Annotated in this window: 9 protein-coding genes; 5 read left to right on the plus strand and 4 right to left on the minus strand. The window is 54.9% G+C overall.

Features of this window, described 5'->3' with window-relative positions:
* Nucleotides 1-10: 10 nt before the first annotated feature.
* Both ACO2Q8_RS02800 and ACO2Q8_RS02805 read right to left on the minus strand, forming a co-directional pair.
* Nucleotides 11-1414 carry a RagB/SusD family nutrient uptake outer membrane protein gene (locus ACO2Q8_RS02800; protein ID WP_423343257.1) on the minus strand — a complete coding sequence of 468 codons (1404 nt, stop codon included), beginning with the start codon at nucleotides 1412-1414 and terminating at the stop codon, nucleotides 11-13.
* A 45-nt stretch (nucleotides 1415-1459) separates the two neighbouring features.
* A complete protein-coding gene (locus ACO2Q8_RS02805) occupies nucleotides 1460-4450 on the minus strand; it encodes a SusC/RagA family TonB-linked outer membrane protein (RefSeq protein WP_423343258.1) in 2991 nt (996 codons plus the stop codon).
* Between the two features lie 697 nt (nucleotides 4451-5147).
* Here ACO2Q8_RS02805 and ACO2Q8_RS02810 point away from each other — a divergent pair.
* The 3 genes from ACO2Q8_RS02810 (at nucleotide 5148) to ACO2Q8_RS02820 (ending at nucleotide 11340) form a co-directional block, all read left to right on the plus strand.
* Nucleotides 5148-5426, plus strand: coding sequence for a hypothetical protein (locus ACO2Q8_RS02810; RefSeq protein WP_423343259.1), 279 nt, complete (start codon nucleotides 5148-5150; stop codon nucleotides 5424-5426).
* A gap of 146 nt (nucleotides 5427-5572) precedes the next feature.
* A complete protein-coding gene (locus tag ACO2Q8_RS02815) occupies nucleotides 5573-8830 on the plus strand; it encodes a WD40/YVTN/BNR-like repeat-containing protein (protein WP_423343260.1) in 3258 nt (1085 codons plus the stop codon).
* Between the two features lie 266 nt (nucleotides 8831-9096).
* A complete protein-coding gene (locus tag ACO2Q8_RS02820) occupies nucleotides 9097-11340 on the plus strand; it encodes an ELWxxDGT repeat protein (RefSeq protein ID WP_423343261.1) in 2244 nt (747 codons plus the stop codon).
* 163 nt (nucleotides 11341-11503) lie between these two features.
* Here the strand turns inward: ACO2Q8_RS02820 and ACO2Q8_RS02825 are convergent, their stop codons facing one another.
* Nucleotides 11504-13282: a glycoside hydrolase family 9 protein gene (locus ACO2Q8_RS02825; RefSeq protein ID WP_423343262.1), complete on the minus strand. Its 1779-nt coding sequence runs from the start codon at nucleotides 13280-13282 to the stop codon at nucleotides 11504-11506.
* A gap of 357 nt (nucleotides 13283-13639) precedes the next feature.
* On the opposite strand from ACO2Q8_RS02825, the gene ACO2Q8_RS02830 reads away from it, so the two are divergent.
* A complete protein-coding gene (locus tag ACO2Q8_RS02830; protein ID WP_423343263.1) occupies nucleotides 13640-13912 on the plus strand; it encodes a hypothetical protein in 273 nt (90 codons plus the stop codon).
* A 17-nt stretch (nucleotides 13913-13929) separates the two neighbouring features.
* Here ACO2Q8_RS02830 and ACO2Q8_RS02835 read toward each other — a convergent pair whose 3' ends face one another.
* A complete protein-coding gene (locus tag ACO2Q8_RS02835; protein WP_423343264.1) occupies nucleotides 13930-14487 on the minus strand; it encodes an RNA polymerase sigma-70 factor in 558 nt (185 codons plus the stop codon).
* Nucleotides 14488-14843: 356 nt separating this feature from the next.
* On the opposite strand from ACO2Q8_RS02835, the gene ACO2Q8_RS02840 reads away from it, so the two are divergent.
* Nucleotides 14844-15074 (plus strand): hypothetical protein, encoded by a 231-nt coding sequence (locus tag ACO2Q8_RS02840; RefSeq protein ID WP_423343265.1) that lies wholly within the window; start codon nucleotides 14844-14846, stop codon nucleotides 15072-15074.
* Nucleotides 15075-15111: the final 37 nt, after the last annotated feature.

The following is a 15111-nucleotide window of genomic DNA, read 5'->3' on the forward strand; positions in this document are numbered from 1 at the left end:
AAAGTAGGGTTTATCGGTAGCCTTCGTTCTGAGACAGGTTCTTGTTCGAATCAATATCAGCCAGCGGAATCGGGAACACCTGCCGACCGGCATTGGTCAACGAAATCGGGGGGCCATTTTTCCGGACCACATTCACGAGCCTGGTCAGCGCCTGGTTGGTCCGCACCAGATCGAAAAACCGGTGTCCTTCAAACGCCAGTTCGATTTTCCGTTCCTGCCAGATGGCCTGAAGGGTCGGCTGCAAGCCCGTCACGGTCGAAGCCGCCAGCCCCGCCCGCGTCCGGATCCGGTTCAGATCGGCCAGCGCTCCGGTCAGGTTGCCGGTTTGGGCCAGGGCCTCCGCCCGGTTCAGATACACTTCGGCAATCCGCAGGATGTGTACATTATCGATGTTACCCGCTTTCTGGTACTTCGTGGAATAATACACCCCGACCACGTTGTCGCGGGCCGTCATCTTGCCCCGCACGTCGCTGGCGTTGGCGGTCAGTTCGGTGTAAAACCCTTCGTGGATGGCAATGTCGCCCCGGCCGCCCAGGCTGGAGGGAAAATACCAGTTTCGCAAACCGCTCTGATCGGTCGATCCGAACGCCAGTTCGAAGATGGATTCCGTGGAGAAAGCACCCGAAAAAATGGCTTCGTACGAGCCCAGCAGGGCGTACTTGCTATCGCTGATTACCTGGTTGGCGTACTCGATCACCTTGTCCGGCTGGTTGGTATACAAATACAGGCGCGACAACAGCGCACGGGCGGTTCCTTTCACAGCCTGCGACCGGGTTGCGGTGATGTTGGCGTGGGTTTCGGGCAGCATTTCCAATGCCTTCAGCAAATCACTTTCCACCTGGTCGTACGATTCTTCCAGGCTGGCCCGGCTCGGAAACAGCGTGTCGTCGACCTGTTTGGAAGGCGTCAGGACCAGCGGAATCCCTTCTGTCCCGACAACGCCCGGCACCCCGCCGTAGGTGCGGGTCAGGTCGAAAAAGGACAGGCCCCGGATAAAATACGCCTGGCCCAGAATGGAGTTTTTAGTCGCATCCGGAATATCGGAAAGCGTTGGCACGGCTTCGATGAGGGTGTTGGCGATGTTGACCGCCCGGTACGCACGGGTCCATAGGGCGGCATTTTCGCGGTTGGCCGGGGCCGTGACGTAGGTGTCCATTTCGCGGTAAAAATCCCAGGTCCCGACGCTTTGGGAAATATCGGCCGCCACATCACCCATCAGGACAAAGTTGCGCCCGTAATAATTGCCGTCCTGAAGCTGGTTATACATCCCGGCCAGTGCCGCATTGGCTCCTTTCAGGTTGGTGACGGCCACACTTTCCGATACTTCGGCCTGCGGAGCCTGATCCAGAACGTCACAGGCCGTCAGAAAACCGCAGATCGTTATCGCTAAAAAAACAGGATTAAGTCGTTTCATGAGGTCAATGTTTGATGAATGCTTTCTCATACGGCGTTTTTCGGCTTAGAAGCTGACATTAATCCCGGCCATGTACACCCTCGGCTGCGGCATGGTGTAGAACTCGATGCCCTGCGTCAGGTTGGTGGAGGCCGTGCCGGTCAGCTCGGGGTCCAGTCCGGTGTACTTCGTGAACGTCAGCACGTTCTGCCCCGACACATACACCCGCGCACTCGCCAGATTGATCTTACTCAGCAGCGCGGAAGGCAGGTTGTAGCCCAGCGAAATGTTTTTCAGACGCATGTACGAGCCGTCTTCCAGAAACCGCGACGGACGGAGGTTGCCCGAATAATTGGCCGCCGTCATCTTGGGAATCATCGTTTCGTCACCCGGTTTTTGCCAGCGGTCCAGTTGGCTCGTCATGAAGTTGGTGTTGCGCGTTCCACCGTGTTCCTGAAAAAACCGATTCCAGTGCAACTGCATGTTGCCGTACGAATACTGAAAGAAAAACATCAAATCGAAACCCTTGAAGCTCAGGTTATTGGTAATACCGCCGAAGAAATCCGGATTGGCATTGCCCACAATTTTCCGGTCGACGTTGGCATCGAACGTGCCATTGCCATCCACGTCCGTGAAGATGGGTGCCCCCGTTTCCCGGTCGACTCCGGTTTGCTCGTGGAAATAAAACGAATACATTGAGTAGCCTTCTTCATACCGGTAAATGTCCCGGTTGTAAACCGTAAACGGCGCGGCCAGTTTGGTCAGCCGGTTGGTGTTGGTCGCAATGTTGAAGTTGGCATTCCAGTCGAGTTTATCGGACCCGCCCCGCAGAATATCGGCCTGGATGCCCAGTTCGAATCCTTTATTCTGCACCGAACCGTAGTTCTGCACCAGCGTGTTAAAGCCGGACGTACGGGGTACCGGTACCGCCAGCAGCAAATCGCGGGTGTTTTTGACGTAATAGTCGGCGGTAATTTTCAGGCGGTTTTTCAACAAACCCAGATCAAGCCCGGCGTTGATCTGCTCCGTCGTTTCCCATTTCAGGTTGGGATTGGCCAATTGCACCGGCGCTGTTCCCGGCAAGTTCACATACGCCGACGAACCGGAAGCGGCTCCCAGGTCATTCAGGTTGCCGCCCCACAGGCCCAGGGATTGAAAATCGGTAATTCCGCTCTGATTCCCCGTAAAACCGTAACTCGCCCGCAATTTCAGCACGTTGACAGCCGAAACCGACTTCATAAAATTCTCTTCGGAAAGCAGCCATCCGACCGCTACCGACGGGAAGGTCCCCCAGCGATTGGCCACCCCGAAGCGCGACGAACCATCCCGCCGAACATTGACCGTCGCCAGGTATTTGCTTTTATAATCGTAAACCAACCGGCCAAACACCGACGCAATGCCCCAACTGGAACCTTCCGACGTGCCGGTTTGGACAGCCGCCGAGATGATTTTCCGGAAGTCGTTGCTGGGGAACTGCTGCCCCGTGGCCGACGTCCGGTCGAAAACCGACTCCTGCACGGAGGTACCGACCAGGGCGTTGATCGAGTGGTTCCCGAAGCTGCGCTGGAACGTCAGGACGTTTTCCTGAATCCAGTTGTCGTCGCGGGTGTTGACCGAGCGGGCCGAGCCGTTTACGGCAGCCCCGTTGTTCAGAAACGTATCGTCGTACAAGTCCTCCTGGATGTTGCTGTAATCCAGGCTATAGCTCGACCGCAGGCTCAGGCCCGGCAGAATGTCGTACTGGGCGTAAACATTGGCCAGAAAGCGGTTGGTCGACATGGTGATGTCGTTGTGTTCAATCGCGGCCAGCGGACTTTCAAAGGTTCCAAACTTGGTGTAGGAGCCGTCGGCCTGATAGTACGGCAGGTTCGGTGGCAAAAAGAACGAACCCTCCAGGGCACCCGAAATGTTGTCGTCGTTCCGAACCCGGTTTCGGAAGTTCCGGGAAAACAGAATGCTGGTTCCGACTTTCACCTTGTTGATAGGTGTGAAGTCCAGATTGACCCGGCCGCTGGTGCGTTTGAAATCAGAACCCCGGATCACGGCTTCCTGAAAAAAGTTATTGACCGAAACCAGGTACTGAATTTTTTCGCTGCCGCCCGTGATGGACAGATCGTGGTTCCGGAGCAGGCCATTCTGGAAAACCGGTTCCCGCCAGTCGGTGTTGATGGTCGTCGCCGGATTGGCGTAAGGTGCCCGTTGCCCGTTATTGACCGAAGCTTCGTTGATCAGTGTTTCAAAAGTCGTTCCGTCGACCACGGCGGGTTTGCGCCAGAGGTTCTGCGTACCGACGTAGGTACCGAAGCTGATTTTTGCTTTCTTGTTGGCCCCGCGTTTGGTGGTGATCAGCACAACGCCGTTGGCCGCCCGGGCACCGTAAATGGCCGTTGCGGAAGCATCTTTCAGGATTTCCATCGAGGCAATATCGGCCGGGTTGATGTCGGCGATGGGGTTGGTCGTGCTGCCTCCCAGACCGATGGCCGACAGGCTCCCTGATTGGATTGGAATCCCGTCGACGACGTACAGCGGATCGCTGGACCCGTTGATCGACGTCGTGCCCCGCACCCGGACCATCATCCCGCCCCCCGGCGTGCCGGAGTTGGCGCTGACCATCACCCCGGCAGCCCGCCCCTGAAGAAGCTGATCGCTGCTCGGGGCCGGGATGTTTTCAATGGCTTTTCCGGTGACGGAAGCGATCGAACCCGTGATCGTTTTCTGAGCCTGTGTCCCATAGCCGGTCACGATGACTTCCGACAAAATTTTGGTATCCGACGTCAACGCCAGGTCAATTTTAGTCTGGTTACCGATCACCACTTCCCGGTTTTGAAACCCGATGGACGAGAACACCAGGGTTCCGCCTTTATTTCCGATGTTGAGTTGATAGGCGCCGTTGGCATCGGTGGTCGTCCCGATGGAGGTGCCTTTAAGCACCACGTTTACGCCAGGAATACCTACGTTTTCATCCTGACTGATGACCGTTCCTTTCAGGATGCGATCCTGAGCGAACAGGCAATGGGCGTAGAAAACAAGAAACAAAATAGTAGTAATTCGCTTCATAAGTCGATTTCATAGTTTGGGATGATAGACTACGGCAAGTGGTGGACGATGGACATACCTTCCCCGGTCTGGCGGTTTAGCCAGCGGGGGCCATTCTGTCACAGCAGGTTAAGCAATTTCCGGGTACGCGGTTATTCGGCCGGTACGGATACGAAGCAAATCAACGCAGAGTCACGGTCAGCCGCTCCGGGTTAAGACGGTCGTTGCTGAGTGAACTGGCAGACGTTGGCCAAAAAAGTAGAAGTCATGGTATTTCCGGGTTAGAAATGAACAATCCGTCTGAATCGGTTCCAAACGGCTACTTTCTTGCTTGAGTGGAAGGGAAATTACGAAGACCGTTCTTAACCGGGCTTCACTTACGAGTCTGAAGAGTTACGAAGAATATTCTTTGGCAAATTTAGAAGAATACCAATTTTAATTCAAAATAAAAGTACAATAATATTTTCTACCATTATACCATTTTTCAGTATTTTTTACTGCACAAATCCAAATAGCTCTATTAGTTTAGTTACAGATAAGAAATTAAGCGGAATAACCAAGACTCGAAAAGTGGCAACTTTATATCTATAAAGATTGGTATTCCACGAAATTAGCAAAACTTCCCAAAAGCGATTTTGCACTTTTCTTTTATATTGTTTTTCATATCTGTGATATTTAGGAAAAAACAAAATTAAATCTCCATTAAACTTGACATCCGTTGAAGAGATTTCAATATTTGAGCAGAGTTTACGAAGTCATTACCGGTCTTACAGGCAGTCATTGCATCCAGCCGCACTCGAAGCAATGGCTCGAAGATCAGCCAAAGAAAAGGCTGTATGGAGTTGTCTTTGACAACTTTCTTACCCATATCGTATCCATCATTTTGGTTATTGACCTTGCCGGGTTCGTTGTTTTCGTGGCCATTCAGGAAGGGAATGGTCAGGTTAGCTGCATGCAACCTGTTCTGGGGATCGATCAACCACAAAAGCTTGCTTGATTGGACATACCGGCCCGACTACCTCCGGTCGAGGAGTTATGTGCGGCCTGACTTCGGCGTATCCGGAGCGGTCGGTGCCCGGTGTGTAATTCTCCAACCTGCCCCAGCGTCCCGCCGGGGTACGGCCGAACACTGACCTTGACTGTATGAAAATCCCTCTATTGTTTTCTTTTTTTCCGGCCCGTCCCCTGCTCGCAGGTGCCTGGATCGTCCTGAGCCTGCTTGGAAATTCCGATCCGGCTTTTTCGCAACGAAAACCAAAAACCGGCGCAACGCCAACCGCCAAAACCGTCTCCGACAGCCTGTTCAACGGGCTGCGCTGGCGAAACATCGGCCCGTTTCGGGGTGGCCGGTCGCTGGCAGCCGCCGGTCATGCCGACCAGCCCCTGACGTATTACTTCGGCGCGACCGGCGGGGGCGTCTGGAAAACCGTCGATGGGGGCGCCAACTGGACCTGCATCTCAGACAGCACGTTCAAGTCCAGTTCGGTCGGTGCCATCACGGTCGCCCCCTCCGATCCGAACATCCTCTACGTCGGCATGGGCGAATCCGATATTCGCAGCAACATTTCGTACGGCGACGGCGTCTACAAATCGACCGACGCGGGCAAAACCTGGAAACACCTGGGCCTGAAAATGGCCGATGCCATCGGCAACATTGAAGTGCATCCCCAAAACCCCGACATTGCCTACGTGGCGGCTTTGGGCAATCCGTTCGCTCCGAACAAAGAACGGGGCATTTTTCGCACCACCGACGGCGGAAAAACCTGGAAACACATTCTGGCGAAAAACGACAGCACGGGTGCTGCCGTGGTAGAACTTGACCCCAATAATCCCTCTATCGTGTATGCCTCTATGTGGCAGGCCTATCGCAACAGCTACATGATGAGCAGCGGGGGGCCGGGCTGTGGTTTGTACAAATCGACCGACGGGGGCGACACCTGGACCAGCCTGCACGACAAACCGGGTATGCCAAAGGGCTTGCTCGGCAAAATCGGAATAACCGTTTCACCGGCCAACTCGAACCGGCTGTATGCCATGATCGAGAACGCCAAAGGCGGTTTATACCGCTCCGATAACGCCGGCGAAACCTGGCAGTTGATCAACGAAGACAAGAACCTGTGGCAACGCCCCTGGTATTACATGATGCTGGCGGCTGACCCGCAGAACGAAAACGGGCTGATCATCCTGAACGTCAACGCCTTGAAATCGTACGATGGCGGAAAAACCTTTAGCCGGATACCGGTTCACCACGGGGATACGCACGACATTTGGTGGAATCCGAAAAACCCGCAGAACTTCATCATCGCCGACGACGGCGGAGCGGAAGTCACCTACAACGGCGGGGCAACGTTTTCGGATATCGACATTCCGACCGCGCAGTTTTACCACGTTTCCATCGACAATGACTTTCCGTACAACCTCTACGGCGCGCAGCAGGACAATTCCGCGATCCGGATTGCCAGCCGGACAACGGATTTCTCGATCGGCCCGAGCGCCTGGTACCAGGTCGCCGGGGGCGAGTCGGGCTATATCACCTCCGATCCGAACAATCCGGAAGTTACCTTTGGTGGCAGTTACGATGGGTTGATTACCCGTTACGACAAGGCCACGGATCAAAACCAGCGGATTAACGTCTACCCGGATTACAGCATGGGTGCGCCCTCGGCCGATCGGAAATACCGCTTTCAGTGGACCTTCCCGATTGTCTTTTCTCCTCACGACAGCAAGGCGCTGTATGTAACGTCGCAGCACCTTCACCGCAGCTACGATTACGGCCATTCGTGGGAGGACCTGAGTCCGGACCTGACCCGTAATGATCCGAAAACGCAGGGCGACACAGGCGGGCCGATTACCAAAGACAATACGGGGGCCGAAACGTTTCCGACGATTTTCACCTTTGCCGAGTCACCCGTCGAGAAAGACGTCTTCTGGGCCGGTTCGGACGACGGCCTGATGCACATCAGCCGCGACGGGGCCAAGACCTGGCAGAAAATTACGCCCCCGACCTCGCAACTGCCCGAGTGGGCCATCATGAGCATCGTTCATCCGTCGGACCACGCGCCGGGGAAAGCCTATCTGGCCGCCAAACGGTATATGTCGGGCGACCGAAAACCGTATTTATTCAAAACGACCGATTACGGCAAAACCTGGACGACGATTACGACCGGCATTCCGGCCGATGAATATTGCCACGTCATTCGGGAAGACCCCAACAAAGCCGGTTTGTTGTATGCCGGTACGGAACGCGGTATTTACGTTTCGTTCAACGATGGCGCGTCGTGGCAACCCCTGAACCTTAATCTGCCCATCACCCCCATCCGCGACCTGCAAATTCACAAGCGCGAAAAAGACCTGATTGTCGCCACCCACGGGCGGTCGTTCTGGATCATGGACGACATCACGCCCCTGCACGAGATTGCCGATCAGCAGCCGAAAGGCAATCTGGCTACCAAACCGGTTCATCTGTTCAAACCGCGTCCGGCCTACCGGATGGATGGCGGGGCGGAAAGCCTGCGGGGCGGACCGGCACTGGACGAAGGCGAAAACGCTCCCAACGGGGTTCTGGTGCGGTATTACCTGAAAAATAAACCGGCGAAAGAGTTGAAACTGCTCTTCATGACCACCTCCGGCGATACCATCGTTACCTACTCCAGTACCAAAGATAAAAAGGGACAGCCGCTCAAGATCGCGAAAGAGTTCTACGACGATGCCACCGCCAAAAGACCCGGCACGGCGTCGGCCTTGCCGGGTATGAACGTCTTTGTCTGGGACATGCGCTATCCGGATGTGACAGCCGTGGACGGCATCAACGTCATGTGGACAGGCCGGGGCACGGGGGCCAAAGTGGTTCCGGGCGTGTACAAAGTCCGGCTGTTGCTGGGCGATTCGCTGGTGGCCGAGCAGCCGATTGAAATTCTGAAAGATCCCCGCCTGAAACTGACGGATGCCGATTACAAGGCCCAGTTTGACCTGCTCACGAAAATTAACGGTAAATTATCGGAAACCCACAAGGGCATCAACCAGATTCGCCAGATCCGCAACCAGGTCAGCGGTTACATGAAGGACGTGAAAGACCCAGCGGTGGCGGCCAAATTCAAAAAAGTGACGCAGCCCATGCTGGAAACCCTCGACAAACTCGAATCGCAACTGATGCAGCCCAAATCGAAAGCGCAGCAGGATGCGCTGGCGTATCCGATTCGCCTGAACGATAAGCTGGCGGGGGTTAGCTCCGTCGTTTCCTCGGCCGACACCAAACCCACCAAGTCGTCGTACGTCGTGTATGAGGCTCTGGAAAAACAGGTCGATGGTTCGCTGGCCAAGCTAAAAGAGGTGATCACCCAGCAAGTGCCGGAATTCAATCGCCTGGTCACCGAACAACGGATTCCGGCTATTACGCCCTAAGCCGGTTTTTGCCGTTCAGGTGTTTGCCTGGCCGGAACGTATTTATAAGTCGAAAGAGATGAGACAAAGCCTGCTTACACCGGGTCTTTCGTCTCATCTTTTTTTGTAGCTATTGAGCGCCCGAACGGGTCCCGTAAGTTATCCGCTGAATAGCACCGGCTGTTCGGCAGGACCGCCCTATCGTTCATTGTTCCTCGCCCCCCGGTTTTTTCCATTTTACATTTACGGCGTTCGTCACGATTCCACACCATTTACTCTTGAACGCCATGAAAAAATTTACCCTCTTGTTTGTTGTATTCGGTTGCTGGCTTGGCTTCTTTTCGGCCCACGCCCAACCTCTATCTCTCAAAAGTTTTTCCGGTGGAATTACGGAAATCGTCAACCTGAACGGCACGTTGATTTTCAGCGCCAGCGACGGAGCGACGGGCCTGGAGCTTTGGAAAAGCGACGGCACGGCCGCCGGGACGGTTTTGCTGAAAGACATCAACCCCGGTGCGGCTGGTTCGTCACCGGTCCGCCTGATTGTGGTCAACAACACCGTCTTTTTTGCCGCCAACAACGGCACCCACGGCGTTGAACTCTGGAAAACCGACGGAACCGCAGCCGGTACGGTGATGGTCAAAGACATCCGCACCGGCGGCTACGACTCCACCCCGGCCTGGATGACGGACGTCAACGGGACGCTCTTCTTTCGCGCCGACAATGGCACGAACGGTTCTGAAATCTGGAAGAGCAACGGCACCGAAGCCGGGACGGTTTTGGTCAAAGACATCAACTATGGCTCGGCCCACGGCGATCCGCAGTACCTGATCAACGTCAACGGCACGCTCTTTTTCAAAGCCACCAACGGCACCAACGGGGCGGAACTCTGGAAAAGCGATGGTACCTCTTTCGGGACAGTGATGGTGAAAGACATCAATCCGGGTGTCAACGGGTCGAACATGGCCTATCCATCCAACATCAACGGCACCCTTTACTTTGCGGCCTGGCAATCGGCCACGGGCAGCGAACTCTGGAAAAGCGACGGCACATCGGCCGGAACCGTGATGGTGAAGGATATTTATCCCGGAGCCTCTCCGTCCGAAGTGTCGTTCATTACCAATCTGAACGGAACCGCCTATTTCAAAGCGTATGCTCCGAACTCCGGAACCGAACTCTGGAAGAGCAACGGAACGGCGGCCGGAACGACGCTCCTCAAAGATATCTGGCCCAGCCCGGATGCGAACGGCATCCCCGGTTTTCTGACCGTCGTGGGTAACCAGATTTTCTTTACGGCCAATTATTACGACACCGGCCGCGAGTTGTGGAAAACCGATGGCACCGCGGCCGGGACGGTGTTGGTGAAAGACATTGACCCCGGTCAGAATGCCTCTGAACCCACGAGCTTCGCCGAAATGGGGGGCGTTTTGTACATGAGCGCCAAAACGGCCGCCAATGGTTTTGAACTCTGGAAAAGCAACGGCACCGAAGCCGGGACGGTTTTGATCAGCGACCTCAACCCCGGCGCGGCAGACGCTTCGCCGTATGAACTGACGCCGATCAACGGCGTGCTCTACTTCGCGGCCACGGGTCCGAACGGTTCCAAACACCTGTTCCGACTGAACCCCTGCGTTGCGCCACCCGCACCGAACCTGGGGTCGAACGGCCAAAACAAGGTGACGGTTACCCAAAACGCTCCGGCGGTGGTCCTGACGGTTTCGAACTGCACCGGCACGCTCAACTGGACCGGCCCCGGCAATGCTTCCGGAACCGGCAACATCACCGTCCCGACTTCGGTCACCGGCACCTTCGTTTACTCGGCCACCTGCAACGTGAGCGGCTGTGTCAGCCCCGCGTCGAGTGCAACGGTCATCGTACAGCCCGTCGTTAACAATCCGAATCCGGGCGATCCGGGACCGGTCGTGAGCGGAAATTTCGAAGGGTACCTCGATAAAGTGGAATGCAGCAGCATTCGGGGTTGGGTTTGGGACAAAAACAAGCCCAATACCGTCCTCAAGGTTGAATTCTTTGCCAACGGCAACTCCATCGGCACCGTCGACGCCAACATTTTCCGGCAGGATCTGAAGGATGCGGGCAAGGGCAACGGCGTCCACGCCTACAGCTTCCCGACGCCCCAGAGCCTGAAAAACGGGCAGACGTATTCGATCAGTGCCAAGGTCTACAACAGCAATTACACGCTCAAGTGGGCACCCAAAAACCTGACCTGCCCCAACGGCAGCCGCGTGGCACCCGAATCGGCCGAGACGCCAAAACCGTTCGAAGTCGTCGTGCTGGGCAATCCGATCCAGGGCGATCAGGTAACGCTGGAGGTGCGGGGCGCGGAAGGCGAACGGCTGCGGCTGTCGCTCACCGACCTTCAGGGCCGGACCGTCGCTGAACGGCACGTTGAATCGGCGGGGGCCATCGAACGGCAACAGCTCCCGGTTCACCAGACCGCTCCGGGTGTCCTGCTGCTCCGGGTAGCCACGCTCCGTGAGGTCCAAACAATTAAGCTACTGAAAGCCAATTAACCACCGATTCTGAATACAACCTAAAGTAAGCCCGACCGCTGGTCGGGTTTTTTCTTTTTTTAGCGTAAGCGACCACTGGCTTACTTTCTGAAAGAAAACCGGAAGCGACCAAACTGACTACTAATTTGGCCAAGACCTGAAACCGGATGGCTCGGCAACAGCTTCACTGCTTCGCCTGCAAGGCTTCCAGCGCCCCGGCCAGGTACACCAGCGGAGCGTTCCAGTTGATGGCAATTTCGTTGGAGGCATACGAGCACGACGCGTCGATGAACATCTCGTCGGCCGAGGTCGCCGTGTAGCCCTCGCACTTGTCCTGCTTCGGCGCGTTGCCGTTGGGTCCGCCCGAGAGTAATCCGGGTACGGGCGCTTCAATGCCGTCGGCGACCGAGGGCCGGTGGTGTGGATTCATGACCGGTTTGTCGCCAAAACCGGTGACGAAGCAGTAGCCGGTGGCATTGCGGCCCAGCAGGTAATCCAGGTTGGTCAGCGCAGCCCGCAGGTAGATTTTGTCGCTGGTGAGCCGATACGCCTGAATCAGCGCAATGCCCTGGTTGGCCGCCACCGCGCTGCTCCCCCAGATGTAGTCCTGCGCCGATTTTCCCATCACGGTCTGGTAAGCCTGTTTGTCGACATCGAGAAGCAGTTCGTTGGCAAAACCAGTCAGCCGTTGCTTGAGTTGTGGAAAATCTTTTTTCCCCGCAGCCGTCAGGCTTTTTTCAAACCGGGCCAGGGTGTAATACCCCAACAACCGAACCTGCGCCCAGGACGGCAGGGGTGTTTTCTCGTCCGGAAACAGGTTGACCGCCGAATAATAGGCATCGTCTTGGGTCGTAACGTACAATTCTGAAGCCGCCCAGATCCACTCGTCGCTGGCGTCGCGGTCGCCGTATTCGCCGGTGCTGACATCCGGGTCGAATTTTTCGTTCATCACGCTCTGGCGGTACAACGCATCGGGATGTTGTTTGGCCCACTGCCAGGCCCGCTTGGCTGCGGTCAGGCAGGAGTCGGCCAAACCGGGTAACTCGCGATTGAACGGTTTGAAAATCCGGCTAGCCTGTGCCATCACGGCCGCAAAATCCAGCGCGGCCGTCACGCTTTTCTGGACCACATACCGCTCTTTCGTGGCCTTGTCGGGCATCACCATGCCGTCGAAGCGGGCATTCGTTAGTTTGTGGTACACCCCGCCATCGGCCGGGTCCTGCATCGTTAGCATCCAGCGCAGGTTCCAGAGCGACTCGTCCAGAATATCGGGCAGGCGGTTTTCGCTTTCAGGAATATCGGTTTTCAATGTCTGGCAAAATGCCGGAAAATCTTCGTACAGCGACAGCAGCGTACCCATCGTAATGCCCGAATTGACGATGTATTTGTTGTAATCCCCGGCATCATACCAGCCCCTCGGAGACGACAGAACCGTTCCGGCCGGACGGCCCGGCGAAACCGCCGACGGATGCACCAGCACCTGCGTATCTTCCTTTCCATGGCCCGCCGGGCGAGCCCACTGTCCGGCAAACCGGGCGGGCAGTTCGGTAGAAACCCGCTGATAATAAAACCCTTTCAGTGATCCGGCGGCTACGGCGCGGTGAACGTCTTTTTTGATCTCAAACGGATACGACTGGCCAAGGCCCGGAATTTGGATCACAAACGTACCGGCGGTTTTTAGCGCCGAAAAATCAGCCGTCCGGGCGGTTTTTCCGGAAATGGCGTTGGTCCGGGCGGGGCTGAGCGTTCCCCGAAAAACCACCTTTTTCAAGTCCGGTGTCGTGATCTGAAAGTCGCCCGAAGCATCACCGACGACAATGGCGACTTTCGGCGCATTCGGGTAATAGCCGATCTGATTCAGGCGAATTGAAGACGTCAAGGGCTGCGCCTGGCTGGCGGCTATTCGGAAAAAACCGTAAACACCGAAAAGAAGAAAAATCAGAACAGGTTGAGGAATACGCATAACGGTCATGTTTCGCCAAAGCTACGACGATTTCGGCGGTTGCGTACTTTCCCGGCAGGTAAATTCCGATGCAAAGGCTATCCAATGAAGGTGTCATGCCTGAATCTGATTCGTCTAATCACTACAAGGAATTCGCCTGGTCTGAAACTTCTGTTGTTTTGCAACAAAACAATTCATACATTAACCCACGAAGCAGGTAAGCATGACTCCCAGGCAGCAACTGATTGTCCATATACGAATGCAGCTCGCCGTTTTAAAGCAAGTCTTGCGAGATCAAAGCAACGAATTGACTGAGGAGGAGAAAAATCAATTGCTTGACCGAATCGCGGAATTATTAAAAATCTTATGGGTAACTGTATGGAAACAACATCGAAAAAGAACATCCAAGAGCTTCTGGCCGACTCTGACCGGTTAATTGAGCAAGGCAAACGGTTTCTTCTAGCGGAAGGAAAAGCGCTGGATCTGACCGAATGGGTTACGATTCAGGAATACACGAAACGGCACCAATTAAAAAGCACGATGGTGGTATCAAACTGGATTGCCCGCGGAATTGTACCGCCTGAAAACGTGTTCGAAATTGACGAACTAAACGGTTTGAAACTCATTCTGGATAAACCGTACCGGAGATAAACGCTGTCTCTGATCAGTCAAACCGCCCCGACATATTCTCTCAGATGAGAGCGCAGCGCCCGCAGCGACTGCATGATGTGGTACTCGACGGTTCGCTCGGGGATGCGGAGCGAAGCCGAAATCTGGCGAACCGACTGGTTTTCGAGCCGGTTCAGCCGGAAAATCTGGCGGGTTTTGTCGGGTAAATGAGCCATTCCCTTTTCCAGCGCCTGTTGCAAATCAGCATAGGCCAGCCATTGCTCGGTTTGGCAGTCAAAATCCGTCAGGACAGTCATTTTCTGGTTTTCATATCGTTGCCGGATCAGGAGTGCCTTGATATGGTTGAGAATCTTATACTTTACTGCGCCAAACAAATACGTCCTGAGTTCATCAATCTGCACGGTTTCATGCCGTTCCCACAAATCAACAAACAGATCCTGAATCAACTCTTCGGCGCTTTCCGGCGAATACACCTTCCGGCGGGCCACTGCAAAAAGAGGCTTCCAGTACCGCCGGTAAATTGCCTGAAAAGCCGCTCTGTCGCCAGCCTGGTAATAGGTTACCAGTACGGCATCGCTTAAAACCGAGTATTCCATAAAAAGGTCAGCAAGTGGGTTAGGCCTGCCCTCCCGAAACGTTCCGGAAAAGCATAAGTCTTTCTTGTAAGATTTACATTTCATTAACGGATGCTATCCTGCACTTACCTGTTTATGAGCGTGCTATTTCCCGGTTTTCTTCTATCGACGGGCTACCCAGGTCATTCCACGTCGATTCATTGCCTTTTGCATTACTTCTACAGCATATGACATTATAAAGATTCTGTACGAATGGAAACGGTTGCGCATAGTATTATTCAAGTATTTTCCTAAACAATTTGCGGTTTTGATGCCCTGAGTTGACATTATATCAGAACGATCTATTTTCGGTCGGATGGCTATGTTTTTTCCAGAGGATGCTAACGAATCGCCAGGAATTTTTGGAAGTGCTGCAACGCTACCTCGAAGGTTCGTGCTCCGCCGGAGAGAAGCAGATAATGGACTACTGGTATGGCTTGCTGGACCAGCAACAGAACCCAAACCCCGACCCGGACGAGGAATGCCAACGGGAAGACCGGCTTTGGGCCGCCATCCGGCAACGCACCCAAACCACCCCCGAACCGCATCCGAAAAACCGCATCTATTGAGAATGGATGCCGGATACCTTATTCTTAGAACCTATTC

This window comes from Larkinella sp. VNQ87, assembly GCF_049445795.1.
In the GTDB taxonomy this organism is placed as follows: domain Bacteria; phylum Bacteroidota; class Bacteroidia; order Cytophagales; family Spirosomataceae; genus Larkinella.

Excerpts from the sequence above, each read along its gene's own strand:
- ACO2Q8_RS02805 (WP_423343258.1), bottom strand. The coding sequence starts at position 4,450 with ATGAAGCGAATTACTACTATTTTGTTTCTTGTTTTCTACGCCCATTGC.
- ACO2Q8_RS02825 (WP_423343262.1), bottom strand. The coding sequence starts at position 13,282 with ATGCGTATTCCTCAACCTGTTCTGATTTTTCTTCTTTTCGGTGTTTAC.
- ACO2Q8_RS02800 (WP_423343257.1), bottom strand. The coding sequence starts at position 1,414 with ATGAAACGACTTAATCCTGTTTTTTTAGCGATAACGATCTGCGGTTTT.
- ACO2Q8_RS02820 (WP_423343261.1), top strand. The coding sequence starts at position 9,097 with ATGAAAAAATTTACCCTCTTGTTTGTTGTATTCGGTTGCTGGCTTGGC.
- ACO2Q8_RS02835 (WP_423343264.1), bottom strand. The coding sequence starts at position 14,487 with ATGGAATACTCGGTTTTAAGCGATGCCGTACTGGTAACCTATTACCAG.
- ACO2Q8_RS02830 (WP_423343263.1), top strand. The coding sequence starts at position 13,640 with ATGGAAACAACATCGAAAAAGAACATCCAAGAGCTTCTGGCCGACTCT.
- ACO2Q8_RS02815 (WP_423343260.1), top strand. The coding sequence starts at position 5,573 with ATGAAAATCCCTCTATTGTTTTCTTTTTTTCCGGCCCGTCCCCTGCTC.
- ACO2Q8_RS02840 (WP_423343265.1), top strand. The coding sequence starts at position 14,844 with ATGCTAACGAATCGCCAGGAATTTTTGGAAGTGCTGCAACGCTACCTC.